Origin of the sequence: Planctomyces sp. SH-PL62, assembly GCF_001610895.1 — a bacterium.
In the GTDB taxonomy this organism is placed as follows: Bacteria; Planctomycetota; Planctomycetia; order Isosphaerales; family Isosphaeraceae; genus Paludisphaera.
The window spans coordinates 2072468-2096035 of the sequence record NZ_CP011273.1; the positions used below are offsets into that span (position 1 = coordinate 2072468).

Genomic DNA, 23568 nt, shown 5'->3' on the forward strand with positions numbered 1-23568 from the left:
CGGTCGATCGTCCTCATTCTCATTTGACGAGGTAATCCTATGACTCATTCGCGGAAGCGCGGCTTCACGCTGATCGAACTTCTCGTCGTCATCGCCATCATCGCGGTCCTGATCGCTCTTCTGCTCCCGGCGGTTCAGGCCGCACGCGAGGCCGCCCGGCGGTCGCAGTGCGTGAACAACCTGAAGCAGATCGGGCTGGGCATGCACAACTACCACCAGGCGATCGGCTCGTTCCCGATCGGCAACTCCAAGGCCCACGGCAACCTGACCGACGTTTATACGTGGGGCACCTTCGGCCACCTGGCGCTGCTTCTGCCGTACATGGAGCAGACGGCCGTGTACAACGCCTGCAATTTCAACTGGACGGTCTGGGTGATGGGCGGCGGTCAGGACGTCAACAGCACGGCCGCGCAGACCCGGATCAACGTGCTGCTGTGCCCCTCCGACGGCACCGCCGGCCGGGCCAACATCAACAGCTACCACGGCTCGATGGGCCCGACCACGAATCCCTGGGGCGCGACCAGCCCCGGCGTGTTCAACACCCAGGGCGCCGGCACCACGATCGCCGATCTGGTCGACGGCAGCTCGAACACGATCTCGCACGTCGAGTCGCTCGTCGGCGACTCGAACCAGCGGGCCGCGCGGTTCCGCGGCGGCTTCGCCGGCGGCGGCCTGGACACCACGAGCAACTTCTTCGACGTCCGGCAGAACCTCCCGCTGGTCATGACCGGCGCGCAGACCTGCCAGCAGAACTACAAGAGCAACCCGAACGCCTCGACCCCCAACCGGGGCGAGATGTGGGCGCTGGGCGCCCCCGGCTTCACCCTGACCAACACCGTCCTGACCCCGAACTCGAGCCAGTACACCTTCTCGTACTGCCGGTGGGACAGCTGCAACGGCTGCGGGTCCGACTTCGGCCACCTGTTCGTCAACAGCAGCAACCACTCGGGGGGCGTCAACGCCCTGCTGGCCGACGGCTCCGTCCGGTTCATCAAGGACTCCATCAATCAGCAGACCTGGATGGGTCTCGGCTCCGGCAACGGCGGCGAGGTCATCTCGTCCGACAGCTATTGACACTGACATCCTGATCGTTCGATCTGAAGCCTGATCGACGAACGAGCCGGAGGAGAGCCTTCTCTCCCCCGGCTCGCTTCGCGCGCGGAAGTCGTCACGGCCGCCGATCGCGAGGGGACGGGCGGGGGATCGCCCGGTTTTCGGCCAGCATGTTGCAGAACAGCGCCCCCTGCTCGACGGCGTCGTCAAGCGCCTTGTGGGTGTGGGGCAGGGGGTCGAACCAGGACTTCGGCATGGTGCGCTTGGCGGTGGCGCGGAAGTCGGTCCCCAGGGTGGCCATGGCGAACGTCTTCACGTCCAGGGCCGCGAACGAGAACGGCGACGCGCCTGTGAAGCGATACAGATACCATGTTATGAACATGAAGTCGAATCCCGCCGGATAGCCGACGAAGACCGGCTTGCCGGGCAGGGCCTTCACCCAGGCGGCGTATTCGGGCATCGCCTCGGCGGGGGGTCGGGGGTCGCGGCGGTGTTCGGCCCAGGCTTCGGGTTGGGCGTCCCACCAGAGTTGGGTCTCGGGGTGGGCCTCGGCGCCCGGCAGGGTCTCCAGGTTTGCCTCGAACGTGGCGATCAGCCGCTTGTCCGCAGTGTAGGCCGCCGACCCGAACGAGAGCATCGAATGCGGCCCCGGGATCGGCCCGTCGGTCTCGACGTCCGTGCTGACGTAGATCTCCATCGCTCCGCATCCTCCCCATTCCAGGAAGCTCGCCCCTCGGATCGTCGGGCTCCCGCCATCCTAACACGCCCCGCGCCAGGAGGGACCGCGTAAGCGTTCGGCCCGCGAGATGCATGGTAGGAATGCGTGCGGCTGGCGGCGAGCCGGGCTCAATCGGTCTGGGAATCGGAATTGGAGGGGGAGGGGGCGGGCCATGAAGCGCGACGAAGAGGGGCGGAACCTGACGAGTTGGACGGCCGACGAGGCGATCGCCGATCGGAAGCCGCTGGGCGAGGATCTGGTGATCGACGTCTGCGTGGTCGGTGCGGGGATCGCGGGGCTGTCGACGGCCTACCTGCTGGCTCGCGAGGGGAAGTCCGTCATCGTGCTGGACGACGGCCCGATCGGCGGCGGGGAGACCAAGCGGACCACGGCGCACCTCTCCAACGCCCTCGACGACCGCTACATCGAGATCGAGCGTATCCACGGCGTCGAGGGCGCCCGGCTGGCCGCCGAGAGCCACACCGCGGCCATCGAGAAGATCGCCGAGATCGTCCGCGACGAGGCCGTCGACTGCGAGTTCGCGCGGCTCGACGGCTACCTGATGCTCGGCCCCGACGACCCCGGCGATTTGCTGGCCCGTGAAGAGGCCGCGGCGCACCGGGCCGGTCTCACGCGCGTCGAGCGGCTCCCCGACGTCCCCTCCGCTCCGTTCGATTCCGGACCCTGCCTGCGGTTCCCCGACCAGGGCCAGTTCCACCCGCTGAAATACCTGGACGGGTTGGCGAAAGCCTTCGAGAAGCACGGCGGTCGGATCTTCAACGGCACGCACGTCAACGGGGTCGAGGGGGGCTCGCCGGCCAACGTCCAGACCCAGAACGGCCACACCGTCAGCGCCTCGGCCGTCGTTGTGGCGACCAACTCGCCCATCAACGATCGCTACGCCATACACACCAAGCAGGCCCCGTACCTCACCTACGTCATCGCCGCGAAAGTCCCCCGGGGCGCGATCCCCAAGGCCCTGTACTGGGACACGATGGACCCTTACCACTACGTTCGCCTGCAAGACCTCTCCGATGATCCGAACCATCCCGAGCACGACCTGCTCATCGTCGGCGGCGAGGACCACAAGACCGGCCAGGCGTCCGACCACGAGGCACGGTACGATCGGCTGGAATCCTGGGCGCGGGAACGATTCCCGATGATGCAAGGAATCGAATTCCGATGGTCGGGACAGGTGCAGGAGAGCATCGACGGCCTGGCGTTCCTGGGCAAGAACCCGCTCGACGAGAACGAGGTTTACATCGCGACCGGCGATTCCGGGATGGGGATGACGCACGGCACGATCGCCGGCATCCTGATCACCGACCTGATCCTCAAGCGGAAAAACCCCTGGGCCGGGCTGTACGATCCCTCGCGCAAGCCCGTGGGGGGCGTCGGCGCGTTCCTCAAGGAGAACGCGAACGTCGCCCGCCAGTACGTCGACTGGGTGACCGGCGGCGATGTGTCGGACGCCGGGGCCATCCCGGCCGGGGGCGGGGCCGTCCTGCGGCGCGGAGCGTCGAAGGTCGCGGCCTATCGGGACGAGTCCGGGACGCTCCACGAGATGTCGGCCGTCTGCCCGCACCTCGGCTGCATCGTCGCCTGGAACGACAACGAGAAGACCTGGGACTGTCCCTGCCACGGCTCACGGTTCGACCGCGTCGGCCGGGTCGTCGACGGCCCCTCGCCTGTCGACCTCCCGCCGGCGGGTTGACGGCCGGGCCGGGATCGGGTCAAGTCGAGACGGTTCGAAAATCGAATAGCGGATGCAGATCGTCTCGCGACGGGCGAGACGGGCCGCGAACGGCGAAGGGCGGCCGAGGACGCCGACGCCACCGAACCGGGGGTCCTCATGTCGCCGTCCGAATCGCGAGAGCTGGTCAGCACCGGGACGCACCTGCTGGGCCTGGCCGCCGCCTTCCCGATCACCTGGCTCCTCGTCCGCGCGGCGATGCGGACCCCGGCGACCGACCCGGCCGCGCAATCCTTCAAATCCGGGAAGGTCGCGTCGCTGGCGATTTTCGGATTCGGGATGGTTGCCTGTTACGCGGGGAGCGCGGCGTTCCACGGCATCCCGGCGGACGAATCAGGCCGCGACCTGCTGCGGCGGCTCGACCTGGTCGGCATCTTCCTGCTGATCGCGGGGACGTTCACGCCGGCCGCCTGGTCGCTCATGCGTCCGGCACCCCGGCGGGTGGCGATGGTGGTGGTGTGGGGGGTCGCGATCACCTGCGCGGGGGCCGTCGCCCTCGGCCGGGCTTTTCCGACATGGTTGGCGACGAGCATCTATCTGGGGTTGGGCTGGGGGATGGCCCTCTGCTACGCCGACATCCGACGGTCCTACGACCGGCGGACCCTCCGGCTCCTCCCCATCGGCGGCGCACTTTACAGCGTGGGGGCGATCGTCAACCTGACCCGGTCTCCGGGATTCTTCCCCGGCGTCGGCTCGCACGAGGTCTTCCACCTGTTCGTGCTGGCCGGGACTGCGGCGCACGTCGCGTTCCTGTTCCAGGTCGTCGTCCCCGCGCAGCCGCCGTCGTTGCGGGAGGCGGGGCTCTCTGCGGAGAGCCGCACGCGGTCGGAACGGTCGGCGACGATCGAAGTCTAGTCGCTCGGGCTCGCCGGATCCCGCCTCCGGCCCACTTCCCCCGCAAGAAGAAGGAAGGGGCCGGGGTCGATCCGTTCAGTTCAGCAGGGCGGAGAGGCGGTCGAAGGTCGTCGGGTCGTCGAATTCGGCCTTGCCGAAGCCGAGCTCGGCGCCGACTTCGACGGCGGCCTGCTGGGCCTCGGGATAGTTGCTCACCAGCATGAACGGCACGGCCGCGATGCCTGGGTCGGCGACCTCCCTGAGCGACCGGATCACCTCAAGGCCCGATTCCTGGTCGACGTCCAGCAGGCGGTTAACCAGGACGAGGTCATAGCGCGTCTTGCTCATCAGCTCGCGTGCGTCTTCAAGGCCGTGCGCGCGGTCGACCGTGGCGCCGAACCGTTCCGTCAGGAAGCCGGTGATCTTGCCGTGGTCGTGATTGCACTGGCCCACATCCAGGATCCTGGGGGTCTCGCCGCCCGTCTTGGCCATGTCCTCGGTCCTCCGTCGCGTGAAGAATTTCGACTTGTTCGTGTTGCGTCCATGAGTCGTCGTTCAGCATTCTTCGCGAAGGCCGCGGGGTATTCAAGGGATGGACGCCTGCGCGGGCGCGTCGGTTTTCGGGTTGCCCGACTTGAGGGGATCGTGCTAGAACGCCCCGCGAACGCAATACCCACGTCGCCGCCCCCTGTCTGCGCCCTGCCGTCGAACCGTCGCTCGACGCTTCGGATTTTCGTCGGCTCGCCAAGGAATCGGCACCTCGTCCCCGGGGACGGGAGGAAGGATGGATCTCGTGACCAACGCACGCAATCGCCGCGTCGCGGCCCGGAGAAGATCGTCGCTGACGACGACGGCGATCCTGCTGGGGATCGGGCTGACCGGCCCGCTCGCGACCTCGACCCCGAACGCGACCGCCGCGCCGCTCCGCACCGGCTACACGCTGGGTGCCCCGACGAGTCGGGCCGTGGTTCTGGACCAGGAAGGTCGTCGGATCGCCCTCCCCCGCGCCGGCGGCGAATTCCCCGCCGGGACGACGCCGACTTACGTCGCCTATCGCCTCCCCGGCCGCTCGCAGGTCCCCGACGGCGTCCCGCTCGTCGCCTCGGCCGCCGGCCGGAACTCGGCGGGCCCCCTCCGCCTGGACGCCCTGGCGCTGCGGTCGCTCAACACCGAACTCGCGGGCCACGACCGCGTGGCGGTCGTCGGGGCGCGCCAGGCCTTCCTGGTCGAGTCGGCCTCGCCGTCCTCGCTGGCGCACGGCGGCGACGGCTCCGTGCAGTACTGGCGGCCCGGCGTCCAGGGAGACCCCTCCGGCAAGTCGATCGGCGACACCGTCGGCGGCTGGTTCGACTCGAGCGCCGACGCCGTGAAGAAGATCAACAACCAGATCGCCGACGCATTGAAGAAGGCGTTCACGCCGCCGTCGCCGAAGCCGGTCATCATCCCTCCCGCCAGGGTCGCCGCGCAGGTCCTTGAAGGGGAGATGCAGACCCAGTCCTCCCCCGAATCCGCAACGGCCGCCCTGGCCCTCGCCGACGACGCCCAGGCCGCCCCCGTACCGGAACCCGCCGCCTGGCTCGTCTTCGCCGCCGCCTCGGCCTTCGGCCTCCGCTTGCGATCCCGCAAGCCGCCCCGCGCGGCGTCGCCCGTCTGAGGGAGCCCCTCCACCTTCGGCCGTCGCACTCATGCCTTCTCCCCTGGCGGGGGGGGCGAGGACGGATCAGTCCGCCGGGCTCCACCAGGCATCAAGGAGGCGGGTGAGTTCGGCGGTTTTCTCGGGCTCGCGATCGGCGAGGTTCTGGCGTTCGTCGGGGTCGGCGGCGAGGTGGAAGAGTTCGAGGGGGGCGTCGGGGGCGTTGCGGGGGTCGGGGACGATGAGCTTCCAGTCGCCGGCGACGGTCCAGCGCTCGGTGAGGCTGGCGGCTGGTCGGTCGAGATCCACGGCGTCGTGCGTGAAGACCTCGCCGAAGACGGCCTCGCGGCGAGCGACGGCTTGAGGGTCGAGGAGGTCGATTCCCTGCATGTCGGGCGTCGGCTCGGCCCCGATCGCCTTGAGGATCGTGGGGGCGAGGTCGATCGAGCTGACGGGCTGGTCGATCATCGCGGGGCGGGCCTTGCCGGGCCATCGCACCAGGATCGGCGTCCGCAGGCCGCCGTCGTACGGGGAACGCTTGGAACGAGGGGCGAAGCGCGGGGCGTCCGGGTCCTGGATCCAGCCGTTGTCGGCCAGATAGACGACGATCGTGTCGTCGGCGATCTCTCGCGCGTCGAGGTGGTCCAGAAGAGCGCCGCAGGTCTCGTCGAACCACTCGATCATCGCCCAGTATTTGGCGACGTGTAGGCTCGACGTCTGGTCGCGATACTTCGCCAGCAGCCGCTCGGGCGGCGTGTGGGGCTGGTGGGGCATCATGGGGGCGTACCAGAGGAAGAACGGGCGGTCGGCGTCGACGGAGCGGTCGATGAAGTCGAAGACCGGCTGCATCGTCCGTCGGCCGATCGCCAGGCCGTCGTCGCCGTGGCGGCCTCCGTGGGCGGGGTCGCCGTGGGTCATCCCCTCGGTGAAGCCGCCGGTGCGAAAATTCCCGCCCCACCACTTGCCCGCCTGGAACGAGTCGTATCCCCGCTCGGCGAGGAGCTTCGGGAGCGTCGGCGCGGCCTCGATGAAGCCCACCATCCGTCGCCGGCCTTCGCGAACGACCTCGGCGGGATTGCGGTTGGAAGTGCCCGGCGGGTCGTTGCTGGTCAGCTTGTGCTGATGCGCGTAGAGCCCGGTCAGGATGGTGGCCAGGCTGGGTGAGCAGAGGCTCGACGGCACATACCCGCGCCGGAAGGTGGTGCCCTCGCTCGCCAACCGGTCGATGCGAGGCGTGCGGACGTGGGGATGCCCCATGAACGAATAGTCGCCCCAGGCGTGGTCGTCCGAGACGATCAATACCACGTTCGGCGACTTGCCCGCCGCGACCACCGTCCCCCCCCACAACCCCAGAACCGCCAGCCACATTCCCAAGCGCACCATCTCCACCTCCTGCTCGCTGATCGCGGCCCGACCGTCAGGCGAACCCCGCACATACCGACCCGACGACGCGAAGGCCATCCTACACTGCTCCGCCCCCCCGGCGAAACCGATCCCCCATCCCTCCCTAAGCGGGCCACGGTGTCCACCGTCCCCCCTCACTTTCTTGCCTCAGGCAGCAAGCGACTCTCCCTCACCAGGTGCCAATCCCGCTTCCCTCTCCTTTTGATCTGAATTTCTGAGAGTCAAGTAGGGACGAAGCAGGAAAACCATTCGCAACCTGAATCCAAATCTAACCTTGCGCTGTCCACAGCCTCGTCCTTAAGCCATGGATGGACCGTGGACAAGATGGCCGCACGATGTCGACCAGGCCACTTCTGCAGGAGGAATCGCCAGAATCGAAACGGCTGCTGGACAAGATTAGGCGGACGCGTGTATAGTACGTTTCCTGGGGTTGTTTCAGGATTGCGGCGGGGAGGGCTTCGCAAGGATGGCGGCATCGGACGTGGTGATCCGGGGGGCGCGCGAACACAACCTCCGGGATGTGTCGTTGACCCTGCCGCGAGGACGGTTGATCTGCCTGACGGGGGTCTCGGGCTCGGGCAAAAGCTCGCTGGCGTTCGACACGCTCTACGCCGAAGGCCAGCGGCGGTACGTGGAGAGCCTCTCCAGCTACGCCCGGCAATTCCTCGGTCAGATGTCCAAGCCCGACGTGGACCGGATCGAAGGGCTCTCACCGTCGATCTCGATCCAGCAGAAGACCGGCGGCCGGAACCCGCGATCGACGGTCGGAACGATCACCGAGATCAATGACTACCTGCGCGTGCTGTTCGCCAGGGTAGGCCAGGGCCATTGCCCCCGTTGCGACCGGCCGGTCGCCGCCCAGACCCGCGAGCAGATCGTCGCGCGCATCCTGGACCTCCCCGAAGGGACGCCGTTCAGCGTGATGGCCCCCGTCGTCCGGGGCCAGAAGGGGGAGTACAAGGACCTGTTCGTCGATCTCGCCAAGGCCGGGTACGTCCGCGCCCGGGTCGACGGCCAGATCCACGCGCTGGCCGACGACCTCCGGCTGGATCGCCAGATCAAGCACGATATCGAGGTCGTGATCGACCGCCTCAAGGCGACCGCCGCCGAGAACGCGCGCGGCAGGTTGGCCGAGGCCGTGGAGCAGGCGCTCAAGCTGGGGGAGGGGACCCTGCTGGTGGCGATCGAGGGCCAGCCCGACCTGGTCCTCTCGGCGCACTACGCCTGCACCCACTGCGGGATCGGCTTCGACCCCCCCAGCCCGCAACTTTTCAGCTTCAACAGCCCCCAGGGAATGTGCCCGGCCTGCGACGGCCTGGGGATCCGGCACGACTTCGACCCCGCCCTGCTGATCCCCGACCCGTCGCTCTCCGTCTGGGAAGGGGCCATCGCTCCGCTCGGCGCGGTGAAGGAAATCGGCAAGTGGCGCAAGCACCTGTTCGAAGGCGTCGCTCGCAACTTCGAGGCCGACGCCGACGGCCCCGCGGCCGGGACCATGCTCCGCGGGCCCTGGAGCAAGCTCGACGAAAAGTGGCGTCAGGTCTGGCTTTATGGGGCCGGCGATCGGACCATCGTCTGCCACTGGAAGACCAAGGGGAAGGCCTGGACCCACCCCGAGAAGTGGCCCGGCGTGGCCGCCGAGCTGCTGGACCGCTACAAGAACTCCGGCGGCGGCCCCACCCGCTCCATGCTCGAACCGTTCATGCGGAGCCTCCCCTGTCCGGAGTGCAAGGGGGCTCGGCTGAACGCCCGCGCGCGGGCCGTCCGCGTCGGAGGGCGGACTCTCGTCGAGCTTTCCTCACGCCCCATCGGCCGGGTCAAGGGGTTCTTCGACGCCCTCGCCGAACCTTCGCATGAGCCGACCAACGACGAGGGCCCGCCCCCCACGCCCCTGGACCCGATCTCGCGGACGATCGCCGAGGAGTTGCTCAAGGAGATTCGGGGGCGGCTCGGGTTCCTGATCGACGTCGGTCTGCATTACTTGTCGCTGGACCGCTCGGCACCGACCCTCTCCGGCGGCGAGGCCCAGCGGATCCGACTGGCGAGCCAGGTCGGCGCGGGGCTGGTGGGGGTCCTCTACATCCTCGACGAGCCCTCCATCGGCCTCCACTCGCGCGACAACGACCGCCTCATCTCGGCCTTGCAGCGGCTCCGGGACGTGGGCAACACCGTCATCGTCGTCGAGCATGACGAAGACACCATGCGCGCCGCCGACTGGCTCGTCGACTTCGGCCCCGGCCCCGGCGTCAAGGGGGGGGAGGTCGTCGCCCAGGGAGACCTCAAAGCCCTGGAAAAAGCCAAGGAAAGCCTGACTGGAGCCTACCTCTCGGGCAAGGCGAAGATCGAGATCCCCAGGGTGCGGAAGGTCCCCGACGGCCGGGCGCTGGTGATCCGCGGGGCCCGTCAGAATAACCTGCGGGGGATCGACGTCGCCTTCCCGCTGGGCCTGTTCGTCTGCGTCACGGGGGTCTCGGGCTCGGGCAAAAGTTCGCTCGTCGGCGACATCCTCCGCGACGCCCTCACCCGGGACCTGAACGGAGCCCAATCCGTCCCCGGCGAGCACGACCGGATCGAGGGCCTGGACCAGCTCGACAAGGTCATCGACATCGACCAGGCGCCGATCGGCCGGACCCCGCGCTCCAACGCCGCCACCTACATCAAGTTGTGGGATCTGATCCGCGACCTCTACACCAAGCTGCCGGACTCCCGGGCGCGAGGGTATCAGCCCGGCCGGTTCAGCTTCAACGTCGCCGGGGGCCGCTGCGAGGCCTGCGAGGGGAACGGCTCCAACAAGCTGGAGATGGACTTCCTGGCCGACGTCTGGGTCGTCTGCCCGGTCTGCGAAGGCCGGCGCTTCACCCGAGAGACCCTCCACGTCCGCTATAAAGGGAAGAGCATCAGCGACGTGTTGCAGATGGACGTCCAGGAGGCCCTGGAGCACTTCGCCAACGTCCCCAAGATCGCGGCCATGCTCCAGACCCTCCACGACGTGGGGCTCGACTACCTGAAGCTCGGCCAGGCCTCACCCACCCTCTCCGGAGGCGAAGCCCAGCGCATCAAGCTGGCCCGGGAACTGGTCCGCAAAGGGACTGGCAAGACGCTCTACATCCTCGACGAGCCGACGACCGGGCTCCACTTCGAGGACGTCCGCAAGCTCCTGGCCGTGCTTCGCGGGTTCACGGAGCGCGGCAACACCGTGGTCGTGGTGGAGCACAACCTCGACGTCGTCAAGACGGCCGACTGGCTCATCGACCTCGGCCCGGAAGGGGGCGCCGGCGGCGGCCAGGTCGTGGCCCAGGGTCCCCCCGAAGCCGTCGCCCAGGTCGCCGAAAGCCACACCGGACGCGCCCTGGAACGGGTCCTGAAGCCCAACCCCCGGCGACGAGTCGGACGGCCCAAATCGGCCGCGAAGGGGGCGGGGAAAGGCAAGGGAGGGAAGTCCTCGGAGGAGGGGCTCGACCTCATCTCCGTGCGCGGCGCCCGCCAGCACAACCTCAAGGGGTTCGACCTCGACCTCCCGCGCAACAAGATGACCGTCTGCAGCGGTCCCAGCGGCTCGGGCAAGAGCTCGCTGGCGATCGACACGCTCTACGCCGAAGGCCAGCGACGGTACGTGGAGAGCCTCTCCAGCTACGCCCGGCAGTTCCTGGCGCCGCTCCCCAAGCCCCGCGTGGAGAAGATCACCGGCCTCTCCCCGGCGGTCTGCATCGAGCAGAAGACCACCAGCAAGAGCCCGCGATCGACGGTCGGCACCGTCACCGAGATCCACGATTATCTGCGCATCCTCGTCGCCCGCCTGGGGGACGCCTGCTGCCCGTCCTGCGGCCTCCCGATCGGCTCGCAGACGTCCGACGAGATCATCGAGAAGATCCTCCAGCTTCCCGAAGGCTCCCGCGTCCACGTCATGGCCCCCGTCGACCGCCGCGAGACCGAGTCGTACGACGACCTCTGGCTCACGCTGAAGGCGTCCGGGTTCGCCCGCGCCCGGGTCGACGGCCGGACGATCGAGCTCGACGCCCCCCCCAAGCTGAGCCGCCGCCGCAAGCACCAGATCGAGGTGGTCGTCGACCGCGCCGTGGTCCGTCGGGCCACCCGCGCCCGCCTGGCCGACGCCGTGGAATCGGCCCTCGACCTGGGCAAGGGCGTGGTGCTCGTCGCCCGCGTGGTCGACGACCTCGACGAGACGAAATGGCCCGTCGACCGCTTCAGCCAGCATCGCTCGTGCGACCGTTGCGGCCGAAGCTTCGAGGAACTCTCTCCCCACCACTTCTCGTTCAACAGCCCGCTCGGCTGGTGCCCGGTCTGCGAAGGTCTGGGCGTCCAGCAAGGGGCGAACCCCGCCGTCCTCATCCCCGACCCCGGCCGTTCGCTCCGAGATCGGGCCGTCGCCGTCTGGCCCGACCTGCGCGAGAATCAGGCCTTCGGCCGGATGATCGAGGCCGTCGCCCACGCCGAGGGGATCGACCTGGACCTCCCGTTCGACGACCTGGAAGGTCGACACCGCCGCACGATCCTCCACGGCCGCCCCGACGCCTGGTACGACGCGCCGGCCGCCGACGGGGTCCCCGGCTTCGCGTTTCAATATAAAGGCCTGTTCCCCGCGATCGAGGAAGCGGGCCGAGTCTCGTTCCAGTACCGGTGGAAGCTTCAGGGGCTCGTCGACGACGTCCCCTGCGCGTCCTGCATGGGGGCCAGGCTCCGCGACGACGCCGCCGCCGTCCGCTTCCGGGGCCTCACCCTCGACCAGATCAACCGCCTGCCTCTAGGCCAGGCGCTTGAGTTCTTCGAGAAGCTCGACCTCGACGACGAACAGCGGCACATCGCCGGCGACCTCGTCCGCGAGGTCCACGAACGGCTCTCGTTCCTCGTCGAAGTCGGCCTCGACTATCTCTCGTTGGCCCGAGGCACCCCGACCCTCTCCGGCGGCGAGAGCCAGCGCATCCGGCTGGCCAGCCAGATCGGCAGCGGCCTGACCGGCGTCCTCTACGTCCTGGACGAGCCGACCATCGGCCTCCACCCCCGCGACAACGGTCGACTCCTGGGCGCCCTCAAACGACTCCGCGACCTGGGCAACACCGTCGTCCTCGTCGAGCACGACCGCGAGATCATCGAGGCCGCCGACGCCCTCGTCGACTTCGGTCCCGGCTCCGGCCGGTTCGGCGGCGAGGTCACCGCCGTCGGCCCCCCCGCCAGGGTCGCCGCCGATCCCAACTCTCTCACCGGCGCCTACCTGAGCGGCTCCAAAGCCATCCCGATCCCCACCAACCGCCGCCCCGCCGGACCCGACGCCGACGTCCCCGCGCTCGTCGTCAAGGGAGCCCGCCACAACAACCTCAAAGACCTGGACGTCCGGATCCCGCTCGGCGTGGTGACCGTCGTGACCGGCGTCTCGGGATCGGGCAAGAGCACGCTCGTGGAAGACGTGCTCTGGAAGACCGCCGCCCGCGTCCTGCACCGCGCGCAGGTCTCGCCGGGGGCCGTCGAGGCCGTCCTTGGGCTCGAACTCATCGACAAGGTGATCCGCGTGGATCAGTCGCCGCTCGGCGGCACGCCCAACTCCACGGCCGCCACCTACTCCGGCGCGTTCGACCTGATCCGCGAGCTGTTCGCCAAGCTCCCCGAGTCCAAGGTCCGCGGCTACACCCCTCGTCGGTTCAGCTTCAACATGGCGGGAGGCCGTTGCGAAGCCTGCGAGGGAGCCGGGCAGAAACGCATCGAAATGCACTTCCTCCCCGACGTCTGGGTCGTCTGCGAATCCTGCAAGGGCCGCCGCTTCACCCCCGAAGTCCTCGCCGTGAGCTTCCGCGGCAAGGCCATATCCGACGTCCTCGACATGTCCGTCGACCAGGCCCTCGAACTGTTCGACAAGGTCCCCCGGATCAAGCGGATCCTCCAGACCCTCCACGACGTCGGCCTGGGATACCTGCCGCTCGGCCAGTCGGCCCCGACCCTCTCCGGTGGCGAAGCCCAGCGCGTGAAGCTGGCCTCCGAACTCTCCCGGCCCGACACCGGACGGACCCTCTACGTCCTCGACGAACCGACCACCGGCCTCCACGTCGACGACGTCCGCAAGCTGCTCGACGTGATCCACCGGCTCGCCGACCTTGGCAATTCGGTCGTCGTCATCGAGCACAACCTGGACGTCGTCAAAACCTCCGACTGGGTCATCGACCTCGGCCCCGAGGCCGGTCGCGGCGGCGGCGAGATCGTGGCCGAAGGCCCCCCGGAGACCGTCGCCGCCTGCAAACGCGGCTACACCTCCCGATTTCTCCGGCCTCTCCTCGCCGAAGGACCCTTCGCCGAACGCCTCCGCTTCAACCCCAAGGAAGCCGCCAAGAAGGCCGCCGCCGTGGCCAAGGCCGCCCGCCTCGCCGCCAAGGCCGAGGCCGAAGCTCAGGCCCAGGCCGCCGTCGCGCCCACGCCGGCCAGGGGCGCCAAAGCTCGCGCGAACGGCTCCGCCGAGTCACCGAACCCGGCCGTCGCCCTCGCCCCCTGGGAGCGCGACGGCCGGAAGTGGCACACCGAGGAACGGACCTCCCGGAACGGCCGCCCCGCCCGCTGGGACGGCCAGATCCTCGGGCGGATCGTCGACCGCCTGGAGGAACTCGGCCGGGGCCTCCTCGCCCCGACCGACTGGAATCAGCGCGGAGCCGTCCGCATCGGGCTCCTCAGCCAGAACGGCGAGCCCGACTACGTCTTCTTCCAGGCCACGACCGGCGGCGAATGGATCGTCACCCTGCGAGTCCGCGTCCCCCGTAACACTTTCCAGGCGAAAGCCCTGGCCGCCAGTCTGGGCCTCGTCCCCTTCCACGAAGCCCCGACGCCCGTCCTCTCCGACGCCCCCCGCCTGAAGGTCTCAAGCACCCCCGGCGCGCAGGAGATCACGATCACCGGCCACACCCTGGCCGACTTCCAGACCCCGGCATTCGACGAATTCCTTGGCCAATCCGTCAAGGCCCTTCACAAGTCGGTCGCCGGCAAACGGCTCGTGAAAGCCGCGGACCTTCAATAGAGGCCGGATCGGCCCCTCGAACTCCAATCGAAATACCGTCGAAACGTCGAGCGAGGGCCGGGCGGGCGTTCGTTCGTGCGTGTCAGACCAGTCGTTGAGCGAGGCCATTCGACTTCGAAGGCCCTCGGTCCACATCCCCATTCTGCACGATATTTCCCACGCACGCCGCGAAAGTTTCCCATCCGCCAGATATTTCCAAATCGCTACTCCATACCATGACACGACTTAGGCGATTATCCCGAATTCGCCGATTGAGTTGCCTTTCCGCACTTCGTTTCGTATAGCACAACTGAGATAGACGTCGACCGAGGGCCGGGCGGGCCTGGGAGATGTCATGGCGAAGACGACGATTCGGAAGCGGGCGTACGGCGAAACCCGCGAAATCCGTGACCAGGAATGGCTCCGGCTGAACCAGGAGGGGAAGTCGACCTCGGCGATCGCCGAGGATGCCGGCGTGAGCGTCCAACTCGTGCGACGGGCTTTGGCCCGAAGTCGCGAGCAGGAGGCCTCCCGCATTCAGGATGACGCCGCGAACGCAATCCTGCCGTTTCGGGACGCTGTCGCTGGGGATGAGGAAACGCCCCCGCCGAGCCCGGCCACTCCACGTACGCCATGGTGGCTCGAACTCGTTCCATTGTTTCCGATCGACTCGTTCACTCCCGCCTCGAAGTGCCCGCACCACGGGCCGATCAAACCGGGCTCCCTCTTCTGCTGCATGGTCTGCTCGAAGTCGGGGATCGACGATCACCCGGCGATGAAGCGCGACCCGGGGACCGACCCCAAGCCCGAGCCGACCTCCTCGACGGCCCCCGGTCGGAACCGCCGCGAGGTCGTCGCGATCCCCCTCAGTCCGGAATCGAGGCGAGAGCGGCGTGCGCGGCGATTCGCTGGGATTCCCCCGAGGAACATCGATCCCGCCGACGCACGCTCGATTCTCCCCTCCCTCACGTACGTCCCTTACGAATCCCGCATCAGCAATCAGGGTGATTCACCATGTCGGTCTCGGGAATCCGCATGACGCTCGAAGCCGCCGCGTCGACGACGGCCCTCCTGGCGAAGCGCTGGGGGCCGACGCTCGCCGTCATCATGGTTTCCGCCTCGGCGGGCGTCGCCTGGACGACCCATCGGGGAGGCTCGCGAAAACCCGACGCGGTCGCCGGGGTGACGGCCGTCGGCCGAGCCTACCCGAAGGCGCTGGGAGCCGTGTACGCCGAATCCTGGCGGCGCGGCGCTGAATCCCTGGACGCCGGACGAAGCGTGAACGACTCGCTCACGGTCGTTGCCGACACCTGGGCCGCATCCCGCATCACACTCTTCGACCGGGCCGTCGCCCCGGCCTTCGCAGCGGTCGTCCCTGAAGGAAAACCCGACGCCGAGGTCTCGATGGCCGACAAGGCAGCCCTGGCCTCGCTGTGGCGAGGGTTCGCGGCGGGCCTCGCCGAGGCGAAGTGACCCGATCGCCGTGCCCCCTCCGGTCCCACCTCTCACGCGAGAAATCCCATGAGTGATTCGACGCATCTTCACGCCGTCGACGGCTGGCTGGGAGCCGACGAGGTCCAGCGGAGCTTCGCCGCCTGGCGTCCGATGTTTTCGTCGGCCGCGCCCCAACTGCTCGAGGACGAGCCTGGCGGTTCCCCGATCCTCCTCTACAAGTCGTTCCGGGACGTCTTGGGCGCCTACCCGGCGTATCCCGCGCAGCAGATCGGCGATTGCGTGGGATTCGGACACGGACACGGCCTCGACATGCTCCAGTGCATCGAGATCGCTCTGGGCGAGCTTTCGGAATACCGCGAATCGTCGACCGAGTTCATCTATGCAGCCTCTCGCGAAGTGGCCGGGATCCTGAGCCACCGCGACGGGTCGTACGGCTCGGCGGCGGTCTCCGCAATGTCCACGATCGGCGTTGTCAGCCGCGAGATGCTGGGACCGGACGGCGTCTATAGCGGCGAACGGGCCAAGTCGTGGGGCTATTACGGTGCCCCGGCTGAACTGAAGGAAAAGGCCGCGACGCTGCGGCTTGGATCGGCCGCCCGGGTCGCGACCTGGGCCGAGCTGGTAGCCGCCATGCGGAACGGCTACCCCGTCTCCATCTGCTCGAACCAGGGCTTCACGACGACCCGCGACCGCGACGGCTTCTGCGCCGCACAGGGTTCGTGGGGCCACTGCATGCTCATCGGCGGGGTCCGGTTCGACCGCCCCGGCGCGTGCATTCTCCAAAGCTGGGGGCCCGGCCAGCCGACCGGGCCGCTGACGCTGGACCAGCCCGCATACAGCTTCTGGGCCGACCGAACCACCGTCGAGACGATCCTTTCGCAAGGGGATTCCTGGGCGCTGGCAAAGGCTCCCGAGTTCGCGTCGCGAACGCTCCCGGAGCACTGGAGCTACCATCGGGCCGCTTGACCGCCGCGACCGACGGCCGCGATTCCGACACGATCCCCCGCATCCGCCACCGGCCAGCGTCAGGGCTCGGGCGGCGGCGATCGGCTTCGAGGACTGCATCCTGCTGGCGATCCTGATCGTCACCGCCGTCTTGTTGGTCGCCTCCGAATCCGTCTGGGATTTGCTCCCCCCCTACTGACCGGTACGAAAGGCCGACGAGCCATGAACACGTCGTTTGTTCTTTTCCTCAAACTCTTGCGCAATTACAAGACCTATGCGGCGGTGGCCGCCGCAGTCGTTTCCGGGATCGGGATGATCCTCTCGAAGAACTACGACCAGGGCCTGGAGACTATCTTCCAGGCGATGCTGGTCCTCTTCAGCGGCGCCAGCGCCGTCGGCCTTCATGCGGCGTCCGTCGCGAAGGCCGATCGCCCCTGAGCGTCCCGACCGGAGGGCTGCATCCTCCGGCGCAACTCCCCGAACAAGGATAGGTCTCCGTCATGAGTTACTTCCCGGACGTCTCTCTGAACCTTGCCTATGCGGGGGGACTTCTGGCCACGGGCACGGCCCTGGTCGCGGATACCGTCTCCACGGATCCGGCGGTCGGGGCCGGCTCGTTCCTGCTAGGGGGGGCCGGCCTGATCGCCGCCCTCTCGGCCTTTACGAAGGACTTCTGGCAAGACCGGCAGAAGCAGCGAGAGCACGAACTGGCGACGCTTCGTCTCCGGGCGCGGGCCGACCACGCGGCCGAGGTGGTCGAGGCCGTTCTGGGCTGGATCAAGTCCGCCCACGACAGGGACGACACGCTTCCCCCCGCCCCCGAAATCAGACCCTTCGCGGACCCACGCAATGACTCTTAAGCATGTCTTCGGATCATTTGGAGTCTGGACGACGAGCCGGTGGAGCCGGCTACCAACCCTTATCGCGACGGTCTGCCTCACGGCGGCCGTGGTCCTGGCCCTGTCTCAATCTCGCCGACGGTTCGGCCCGGCCGCCGATCGGACCGGGGTCGAGCCCGGCTCGTTCGCGACCAGGCTGGAACGCGACCGAGAACTTCGGAACGCCGAGCTTCGCCTGCACGGCGAGATGCTTGAGAAGCTGGAGCAGATCCTGTCTCGGCTTCCCCAAGACCCCTGAAGAGGCCGATGCTCATCGCCTCAAATCCCAATTCTTCATGAGACACTTCGATCATGGGTGACGGAGTCGTGACGAGGGCCGTCGGAGCGTCGGACCAGAGCGAGGCCGAGGCCGGCGACGAAGCGGGCCTGGACCATCGGCTCCGCGAGCGGCTGAAGGAGACCAGCGACGACCCCGCCCGGACCTGGGCCGAACGCGCGATCGACGCCCTGATCGCAGCGGCCGTCGGCGGGGATCTCCGCGCGTGGAACGTGCTCTCCCGCCGCGTGGGTACGGCGCCGTCCTCGATCGAGGCGACAGGGCCGGCGATCGACGACGAGACCGCCCGCAGAGTGTTGGAGGCCGTCCGTGAACCCGTCAAAGCTCGTTCATCTGATCAGATCCGTACGTGAACGCCGGCCCAAGACGCGAGCCGAGCTCCGCGACTGGGTGCGCGGCTTTGCCGGCGTCCGCATGCCGGCGAAGGCCGTCTGCCGCGGGCACTCTGCCCCGTTCGAGATGTTCGCCGCCCAGGTCCTCGACCGGCCCTCGCTCGCCCTCTGGCACGGCCCGCGTGGAAGCGGCAAATCGTTCCTCTCGGCGCTGGACACCCATCTGGCCAGCCGTTTCCACCCCCGGCATGAAACTCATGTTCTCGGTGGTTCGCGGGCCCAATCCGAGCAGATCTATCGCGCCCTCCAGGCGACGGTGGTCGAGGGCGTGGGAGTCTTCGGCGGCGATCGTGACTCGGTGAAGCGGCTGCTGAAGACCGAGGCGACCTACGTCAACGGGTCGCGGGTGGCGATCCTCGCCGCCAGCCCCACCAGCGTCCGCGGCCCGCACGTCGCCAGTCTCAAACTCGACGAGGTCGACGAGATCGACCCTGAGATCCGCGAGTCGGCCTTGGGTATGGCTATGGACCTCCGGGGGGTCAAAGCGAGCGTGTTGATGACCTCGACCTGGCACCGCCCGGCCGGACCGATGGCCGCGCTCGTCGAACAGGCGAACGCCGGCGCGTTCCCGATCCACACTTACTGCATCTTTGAAGTCCTTGAACGTTGCCCGACCGAGCGGAGCGGCCGAAGACTTGAGAAATGCCCCCAGTGCCCTCTCATGCCGTGGTGCCACGAGGACCGCGACGCGGATCCGAAGGGGCGCCCCAAGGCCAAGCGGAGCGACGGACATTACGGGATCGACGCGTTGATCCAGAAGGTCCGAGGGGTCTCACCTCGGGTCTTCGCGAGCGACTATCTCTGCCGAGGCCCGAAGACCGACGGCATCTGGTTCAAGGAGTTCGACGCGGCCGAAAACGTCCGCGAAGACGCGGATTTCGACCCCTCGCTCCCTGTTCACGTCGCGATCGACTCGGGCGTCTTCACCGGCGCGGTCTTCTTCCAGGTGCGGCCGGGATGGGCCTGGGCGCCTACTCCCGAACCGGCCCGGATCCACGTCTTCGCGGACTACCTGGCCGAAGGGCGTTCGGCCGAGATCTGCGCCCTGGAGATCGTCGCGTTGCTCGACCGGATGTGTGGGTCGACGATCCGCCACGTCTCGACCGACTCGGCGGGAGGGGCTCGGAACCCGGTCGGGCCGACGGTCGTCTCGGAATATCAGAGATGCGGTTTGGTCGGCGAGACGGGCCTGCAGCCCTGGCCCAAGTATCCCGGCTGCGTGCTGGAGGGACTCAACCTAATTGAGAGCCTGGTGCGATCAGCCGACGGATCGACCCGACTGGCGATCCACCCACGCTGCTCTCGGCTGATCACGGCCTTCCAAAGTTACGCCCGAGCGCGTCGCTCAGGCCAGTGGATGGACTACCCGGCCGACCCGCAGCACCCGTGGGAGGACCTGATCGACGCGCTCCGGGGAGGGCTCAGCGTGGCCCTGCCTGAGGGGGCGTCGCCCGCGGAGCCCCCACTCCGCCGGGCAAAGGCCGGCCGCGTGTTCTGAGCGTCCTCGGTTGAACCATCCTTCATACGAGTAGAAGACACCAACGCCATGCTCACATCGAACACGATCGGCGGGTCGGTCTTCCCGATGACGTCCGCCGGCCTGCCGCGCCTCGCCCTGCCGGACGGTCGCCGGATCGACCGGCCTCACCCCGAATGGCAGGCCCATCAGCTACGCTGGCGCTGGCTGCTCGACTCCTGGGAAGGGGGCGAGGCCTACCGGACGGCCGTCTACGGCTACGATCCCCAGGGGATGCCCGTTCGCAACCTCGTCCGACACAAGCGGGAATATCCCTCGGCTCTGGAAGCCGGGGCCTATTCCGCGAACGGGAGGCCCATCGGCACTGACCCGGCCCATCAGGCGACCGACGACGATTACGAGTTGCGGCGGGCGCGTACGCCCGTGCCGACGTTCGTGTCCGAGGCCGTGGAGGCTCACCTGGCTCGCATCTACAGCCGCGAGGTCAAGCGGGGGGGGCCGGAACGGCTGGCGGGTTGGTGGCGCGACGTCGACGGACGGGGCTCATCGATCGACGACTTCATGTCCGGCTCGGTCGCGCCGCTGCTGCTCGTTCTGGGCCATCTCGACCTGATCGTCGACCGCCCGGCGGCGCCCGACGACGAGTCGGTCCGCACGCGGGCCGACGAGATCCGGCTTGGGCTCGACTCGTGCGTGGCCTCTTACATCCTCCCCGAGAACATGGTCTGGTGGCGGCTCGATCGCGCGGGCCGCTATCTCGAATGCCTGGTCCGTGAGGTCCAGGACGAGGGCCGCTCCTTCTGGCGCCACTGGGACGACCGGACCTGGACGCTGTTCGACGAGAAGGGAGAGGTCGTCAAAGGTCCGGTCGAGCACGGCTACGGCATGGTGCCGATCGTCCGCGTGTTCGACCGCCGGCGGCCCCGCTGCCGCAACATCGGCCTACCAAGATATGAATCCATCGCTGAGATCCAGCGTGAATACTACAACCGCGACAGTGAGCTGATCCTCAGCGATACGACCCAGGCCCACCCGCTTTTGCAAGGTCCGGAAGACTACGTCAAGGCCGACGGGGCCGTCCCCATCGGGCCTAACTGGCTCCTCCCCAAGAAGAAGAACTCGCAGGGGGGGGCCGCGACCTATGAGGGCTTCGACGTCGTCCAGTTCCCGAAGGAGGGGGCCGATTCGCTGCGGCTGAACAAGGCCGACCTCCGCGACGCGGCCGACCGCGCCGCGCTCTTGCTGAAGCCGGCGGGTGTCGCCGGGACGGGCGGCTCGACGGTCGGCCAGAGCGGCGTATCAAAGCGGATCGACCAAGCGGCGGGGAACGACCTGCTGAGCAAGGTCGCGTCGACGCTCGGCCAGGCCGAGCGTCGGCTCGCCGAGTTGGCGCTCGTCGTGATGGGGGGTGGAGCGGCCTCGGCCGAGGACCGCGAGGCGGTTCGCATCCAATACCCTACGTCGTTCGATTTGTTCACCGGCGAGGAGCTGGCCCGGACGATGGGCCAGTTCCAGTCGATCCTGGCGGCGGCCGGTAACGCGCCGCTGACCGAGAGCGAGATGCTCGGCAAGCTCGTCCGGGTGATGTTGCCGGGCCTGGACGACGGCGATTACCGCGTGTTCGACGCCGAGATCGACGCATACCTGGATATCGACGTCGCGGGGGGCCGGGCTGAGCCCTGAGGGGCCCCTCGCACCGCACCCCGCGACGTCGGCCCATCCCGTCTTCGAGCGAGGTCCACCTGTGAGCGAGCATATGAACGTCGACCTGAAGTCCGGCCCCGGCGCGGCCGATTCCGCGCCGCCGCCGACGGCCGAGGAGCACCAGCGCCTGCGGGCGATGGAGTCGCAGTTGAAGGAGTACCAGCGGCTGCAAGACGCGGCGCTGGAGATGAAGGAGAAGGAGCGGCTGCGGGCCCTGGCCGAGAAGGGCCAGATCGAGGAGGCCCTGGACCAGCAGCGCAAGTCCTGGGAGCAGAAGCACGCCGAGGCCGTCTCGCGTTACACGCTGCTGGAGCAGCAGGTGTTCGGCGAGCGGAAGGCGGCGGCGATCACCGAGGCCTGCCAGGGAAGGGCCTTCGTGGGGGAGACGGCCGAGCAGCGTTCGGCCGCCGCCGCGATGGTCCGCAGGCTCTTGCAGGATGAGTTCGAGACGGTCCGCGAGGCCTCCGGCGCCCTGACGGTGCGAGAGAGGGCGAGCGGCCGTCCGGCCTCCGAAGCGCTTCGCGAGCGGCTCGAATCGCCCCAGTTCGCGATCTTCTTCGCCCCGACCTCGCGGGGTGGGGCCGGCGGCGACGCCAGCCGTCCCTACGTCGCACCAAGGGGCGCGCAGCCGGGATCGCTGGAGGCGATCGTGAACCAGTGGAAAGACCGGCAGAACCAGTACCAGTCGTTCGGCCTGCACCCGTTGGCCTGAATCGAAACGGGCCGAGTCCGGCCTTGCCTCGAACCGCCCCATGCCCCTCGAGCGCCGGGCCACGTCGGCCGTCGCTCCATCCCATCGGATCTCAATCGGAGTCGACCTAAATGCCTTTGTATGAGAACGGCCCGCTGACCCAATTCTCCGCCATGAACGCCGGCGTCCTTCCGAACGACGTGTTCGGCGTGGCGATCAACTGGTTCGTCAACCGGACGCCGCTGACCTCTCGTCTGCCCAAGCTGCCGGTCGGCTCGCCCCACTTCTTGATCGTCAACGACAACTACCGGCCGCGTTCGATCGCCCTGAACAACGGCGCGGCGCTGTCGGCCGGTGCGACCAGCCTGGTCGCCGCCGACGCCTCGGTCTTCGACTCGGGTGACGTCGTCCAGATCGAGCAGGAGTACCTGCTGGTGACGGCCGTCGACGCGGCGAGCAACACCCTGACGGTTGCCCGCGGCTATGCCGGGACCACGGCCGCCGGCCACGCCGACGCGCAGCCGATCTTCCTCGTCAGCAACACGAGGACCGGCGCCGAGACCAACGTCTCGGGCCTCAGCCGCATCCCCCAGGCGACCACCCAGTACTGCCAGACCGTGCAGCACGCCTATCAGGTGGGTGGGGCCTTGCAGGCGGACTCGGGCTACGGCTCGGCCTTCGCCACCCCGCTCGACCGCGACCGGATGCTGGCCATGCAGCACGTGATGGACGACTTCGAGTCGGCCGTCTACTACGGCAAGGGCGTGGGCCTGACATCGCCGACGAGTCGCCCGCTCATGAAGGGCATCCAGTCGATCCTGTCGACCAACAAGGTGACCGCGCCCACCAACGCCGCCGCCTACAAGCCCTCCGACCTGATCCGCGACACGATCCAGGCGTGTTTCAACGGCGGCGGCAACCCGAGCCTGCTGCTGGTGAGCACGGACTTCCTCTCGGCGTTCGCCGTTTGGGGTCACGCCGCGATGCGGGTGAACGCTGGGAGCAACGTTTTCGGGACCCCGATCGACCTCTTCGAGGCTCCGTTCCTCTCCGGCATCTCGATCGTTCCGGCACCCCTGCTCCGTCCCGGCACGGCGGTCTGCCTGTCGGCCCAGGAATCCCGCATCCGGCTCAAGCGGTCGATGATCGACAAGCCGCGCGGCTCGCGGGGCGACGCCTTCGAGGGCGACATCATCATGGAAGGCGCCGTCGAGGTGGACAATGAGGCCCATCACGCCTGGGTCTCCGGGATCACCGCCTTCTCGGCCGCCTGATCTCCCTGCGAACCCCGCCGATCGTCGACCCCCGCCCCCTCGGGGGCCGTCCGGGACGCCGGCCTTGC

19 protein-coding genes are annotated in these 23568 nt (G+C 68.4%); 16 read left to right on the top strand and 3 right to left on the bottom strand.

Annotation, left to right across the window (positions count from 1 at the left end; translation table 11 throughout):
• Positions 1 to 39 precede the first annotated feature (39 nt).
• Positions 40 to 1074, top strand: coding sequence for a DUF1559 domain-containing protein (locus tag VT85_RS07885; protein ID WP_068412982.1), 1035 nt, complete (start codon positions 40 to 42; stop codon positions 1072 to 1074).
• A 94-nt stretch (positions 1075 to 1168) separates the two neighbouring features.
• Here the strand turns inward: VT85_RS07885 and VT85_RS07890 are convergent, their stop codons facing one another.
• A complete protein-coding gene (locus VT85_RS07890) occupies positions 1169 to 1750 on the bottom strand; it encodes a 3'-5' exoribonuclease domain-containing protein (protein ID WP_068412985.1) in 582 nt (193 codons plus the stop codon).
• A 193-nt stretch (positions 1751 to 1943) separates the two neighbouring features.
• Between VT85_RS07890 and VT85_RS07895 the strand changes: the two genes are divergently transcribed.
• Positions 1944 to 3485, top strand: a complete 1542-nt coding sequence (locus VT85_RS07895) for an FAD-dependent oxidoreductase (protein ID WP_068412988.1) — start codon at positions 1944 to 1946, stop codon at positions 3483 to 3485.
• A gap of 138 nt (positions 3486 to 3623) precedes the next feature.
• Entirely contained in the window at positions 3624 to 4379 is a 756-nt protein-coding gene (gene trhA / locus VT85_RS07900; RefSeq protein WP_068412991.1) for a PAQR family membrane homeostasis protein TrhA, read from the top strand.
• A 75-nt stretch (positions 4380 to 4454) separates the two neighbouring features.
• Here trhA and VT85_RS07905 read toward each other — a convergent pair whose 3' ends face one another.
• Entirely contained in the window at positions 4455 to 4850 is a 396-nt protein-coding gene (locus tag VT85_RS07905) for a response regulator (protein ID WP_068412994.1), read from the bottom strand.
• A gap of 301 nt (positions 4851 to 5151) precedes the next feature.
• On the opposite strand from VT85_RS07905, the gene VT85_RS07910 reads away from it, so the two are divergent.
• Positions 5152 to 6012 carry a hypothetical protein gene (locus VT85_RS07910; protein ID WP_156512737.1) on the top strand — a complete coding sequence of 287 codons (861 nt, stop codon included), beginning with the start codon at positions 5152 to 5154 and terminating at the stop codon, positions 6010 to 6012.
• Between the two features lie 66 nt (positions 6013 to 6078).
• On the opposite strand, the gene VT85_RS07915 is transcribed toward VT85_RS07910, so the two are convergent.
• On the bottom strand, positions 6079 to 7374 hold the full coding sequence (locus VT85_RS07915; RefSeq protein ID WP_068421643.1) for a sulfatase: 1296 nt from the start codon (positions 7372 to 7374) through the stop codon (positions 6079 to 6081).
• A 487-nt stretch (positions 7375 to 7861) separates the two neighbouring features.
• Here VT85_RS07915 and uvrA point away from each other — a divergent pair, with 487 nt between their 5' ends.
• The 12 genes from uvrA (at position 7862) to VT85_RS07975 (ending at position 23500) form a co-directional block, all read left to right on the top strand.
• Positions 7862 to 14407 (top strand): excinuclease ABC subunit UvrA, encoded by a 6546-nt coding sequence (uvrA, locus tag VT85_RS29005; protein WP_068413001.1) that lies wholly within the window; start codon positions 7862 to 7864, stop codon positions 14405 to 14407.
• 334 nt (positions 14408 to 14741) lie between these two features.
• Positions 14742 to 15425 (top strand): helix-turn-helix domain-containing protein, encoded by a 684-nt coding sequence (locus VT85_RS07925; RefSeq protein WP_068413004.1) that lies wholly within the window; start codon positions 14742 to 14744, stop codon positions 15423 to 15425.
• Entirely contained in the window at positions 15422 to 15859 is a 438-nt protein-coding gene (locus tag VT85_RS07930; RefSeq protein WP_156512738.1) for a hypothetical protein, read from the top strand. The genes VT85_RS07925 and VT85_RS07930 overlap by 4 nt, the downstream gene beginning before the upstream one ends.
• A 48-nt stretch (positions 15860 to 15907) precedes the next feature.
• On the top strand, positions 15908 to 16807 hold the full coding sequence (locus tag VT85_RS07935) for a hypothetical protein (RefSeq protein ID WP_068413009.1): 900 nt from the start codon (positions 15908 to 15910) through the stop codon (positions 16805 to 16807).
• 201 nt (positions 16808 to 17008) lie between these two features.
• Positions 17009 to 17224: a hypothetical protein gene (locus VT85_RS07940; RefSeq protein ID WP_068413012.1), complete on the top strand. Its 216-nt coding sequence runs from the start codon at positions 17009 to 17011 to the stop codon at positions 17222 to 17224.
• Between the two features lie 62 nt (positions 17225 to 17286).
• Positions 17287 to 17646, top strand: a complete 360-nt coding sequence (locus tag VT85_RS07945) for a hypothetical protein (RefSeq protein ID WP_068413017.1) — start codon at positions 17287 to 17289, stop codon at positions 17644 to 17646.
• Entirely contained in the window at positions 17636 to 17923 is a 288-nt protein-coding gene (locus VT85_RS07950; RefSeq protein WP_156512739.1) for a hypothetical protein, read from the top strand. Before VT85_RS07945 ends, VT85_RS07950 begins: the two co-directional genes overlap by 11 nt.
• Positions 17924 to 17976: 53 nt before the next feature.
• Complete coding sequence (locus tag VT85_RS07955) at positions 17977 to 18315, top strand: hypothetical protein (RefSeq protein ID WP_068413022.1); 339 nt, start codon at positions 17977 to 17979, stop codon at positions 18313 to 18315.
• A 37-nt stretch (positions 18316 to 18352) separates the two neighbouring features.
• Positions 18353 to 19852 carry a hypothetical protein gene (locus VT85_RS07960; protein WP_156512740.1) on the top strand — a complete coding sequence of 500 codons (1500 nt, stop codon included), beginning with the start codon at positions 18353 to 18355 and terminating at the stop codon, positions 19850 to 19852.
• Positions 19853 to 19900: 48 nt separating this feature from the next.
• Complete coding sequence (locus VT85_RS07965; protein WP_068413027.1) at positions 19901 to 21514, top strand: hypothetical protein; 1614 nt, start codon at positions 19901 to 19903, stop codon at positions 21512 to 21514.
• Positions 21515 to 21575: 61 nt separating this feature from the next.
• On the top strand, positions 21576 to 22247 hold the full coding sequence (locus VT85_RS07970; RefSeq protein ID WP_156512741.1) for a hypothetical protein: 672 nt from the start codon (positions 21576 to 21578) through the stop codon (positions 22245 to 22247).
• Positions 22248 to 22357: 110 nt separating this feature from the next.
• On the top strand, positions 22358 to 23500 hold the full coding sequence (locus VT85_RS07975) for a DUF5309 family protein (RefSeq protein WP_156512742.1): 1143 nt from the start codon (positions 22358 to 22360) through the stop codon (positions 23498 to 23500).
• The last annotated feature ends 68 nt before the right edge of the window (positions 23501 to 23568 follow it).

What these genes read in the sequence shown, in the direction of transcription:
- VT85_RS07885 (WP_068412982.1), top strand. Translation starts at nt 40, where the DNA reads ATGACTCATTCGCGGAAGCGCGGCTTCACGCTGATCGAACTTCTCGTC.
- VT85_RS07890 (WP_068412985.1), bottom strand. Translation starts at nt 1,750, where the DNA reads ATGGAGATCTACGTCAGCACGGACGTCGAGACCGACGGGCCGATCCCG.
- VT85_RS07895 (WP_068412988.1), top strand. Translation starts at nt 1,944, where the DNA reads ATGAAGCGCGACGAAGAGGGGCGGAACCTGACGAGTTGGACGGCCGAC.
- trhA (WP_068412991.1), top strand. Translation starts at nt 3,624, where the DNA reads ATGTCGCCGTCCGAATCGCGAGAGCTGGTCAGCACCGGGACGCACCTG.
- VT85_RS07905 (WP_068412994.1), bottom strand. Translation starts at nt 4,850, where the DNA reads ATGGCCAAGACGGGCGGCGAGACCCCCAGGATCCTGGATGTGGGCCAG.
- VT85_RS07915 (WP_068421643.1), bottom strand. Translation starts at nt 7,374, where the DNA reads ATGGTGCGCTTGGGAATGTGGCTGGCGGTTCTGGGGTTGTGGGGGGGG.
- uvrA (WP_068413001.1), top strand. Translation starts at nt 7,862, where the DNA reads ATGGCGGCATCGGACGTGGTGATCCGGGGGGCGCGCGAACACAACCTC.
- VT85_RS07925 (WP_068413004.1), top strand. Translation starts at nt 14,742, where the DNA reads ATGGCGAAGACGACGATTCGGAAGCGGGCGTACGGCGAAACCCGCGAA.
- VT85_RS07930 (WP_156512738.1), top strand. Translation starts at nt 15,422, where the DNA reads ATGACGCTCGAAGCCGCCGCGTCGACGACGGCCCTCCTGGCGAAGCGC.
- VT85_RS07935 (WP_068413009.1), top strand. Translation starts at nt 15,908, where the DNA reads ATGAGTGATTCGACGCATCTTCACGCCGTCGACGGCTGGCTGGGAGCC.
- VT85_RS07940 (WP_068413012.1), top strand. Translation starts at nt 17,009, where the DNA reads ATGAACACGTCGTTTGTTCTTTTCCTCAAACTCTTGCGCAATTACAAG.
- VT85_RS07945 (WP_068413017.1), top strand. Translation starts at nt 17,287, where the DNA reads ATGAGTTACTTCCCGGACGTCTCTCTGAACCTTGCCTATGCGGGGGGA.
- VT85_RS07950 (WP_156512739.1), top strand. Translation starts at nt 17,636, where the DNA reads ATGACTCTTAAGCATGTCTTCGGATCATTTGGAGTCTGGACGACGAGC.
- VT85_RS07955 (WP_068413022.1), top strand. Translation starts at nt 17,977, where the DNA reads ATGGGTGACGGAGTCGTGACGAGGGCCGTCGGAGCGTCGGACCAGAGC.
- VT85_RS07965 (WP_068413027.1), top strand. Translation starts at nt 19,901, where the DNA reads ATGCTCACATCGAACACGATCGGCGGGTCGGTCTTCCCGATGACGTCC.
- VT85_RS07975 (WP_156512742.1), top strand. Translation starts at nt 22,358, where the DNA reads ATGCCTTTGTATGAGAACGGCCCGCTGACCCAATTCTCCGCCATGAAC.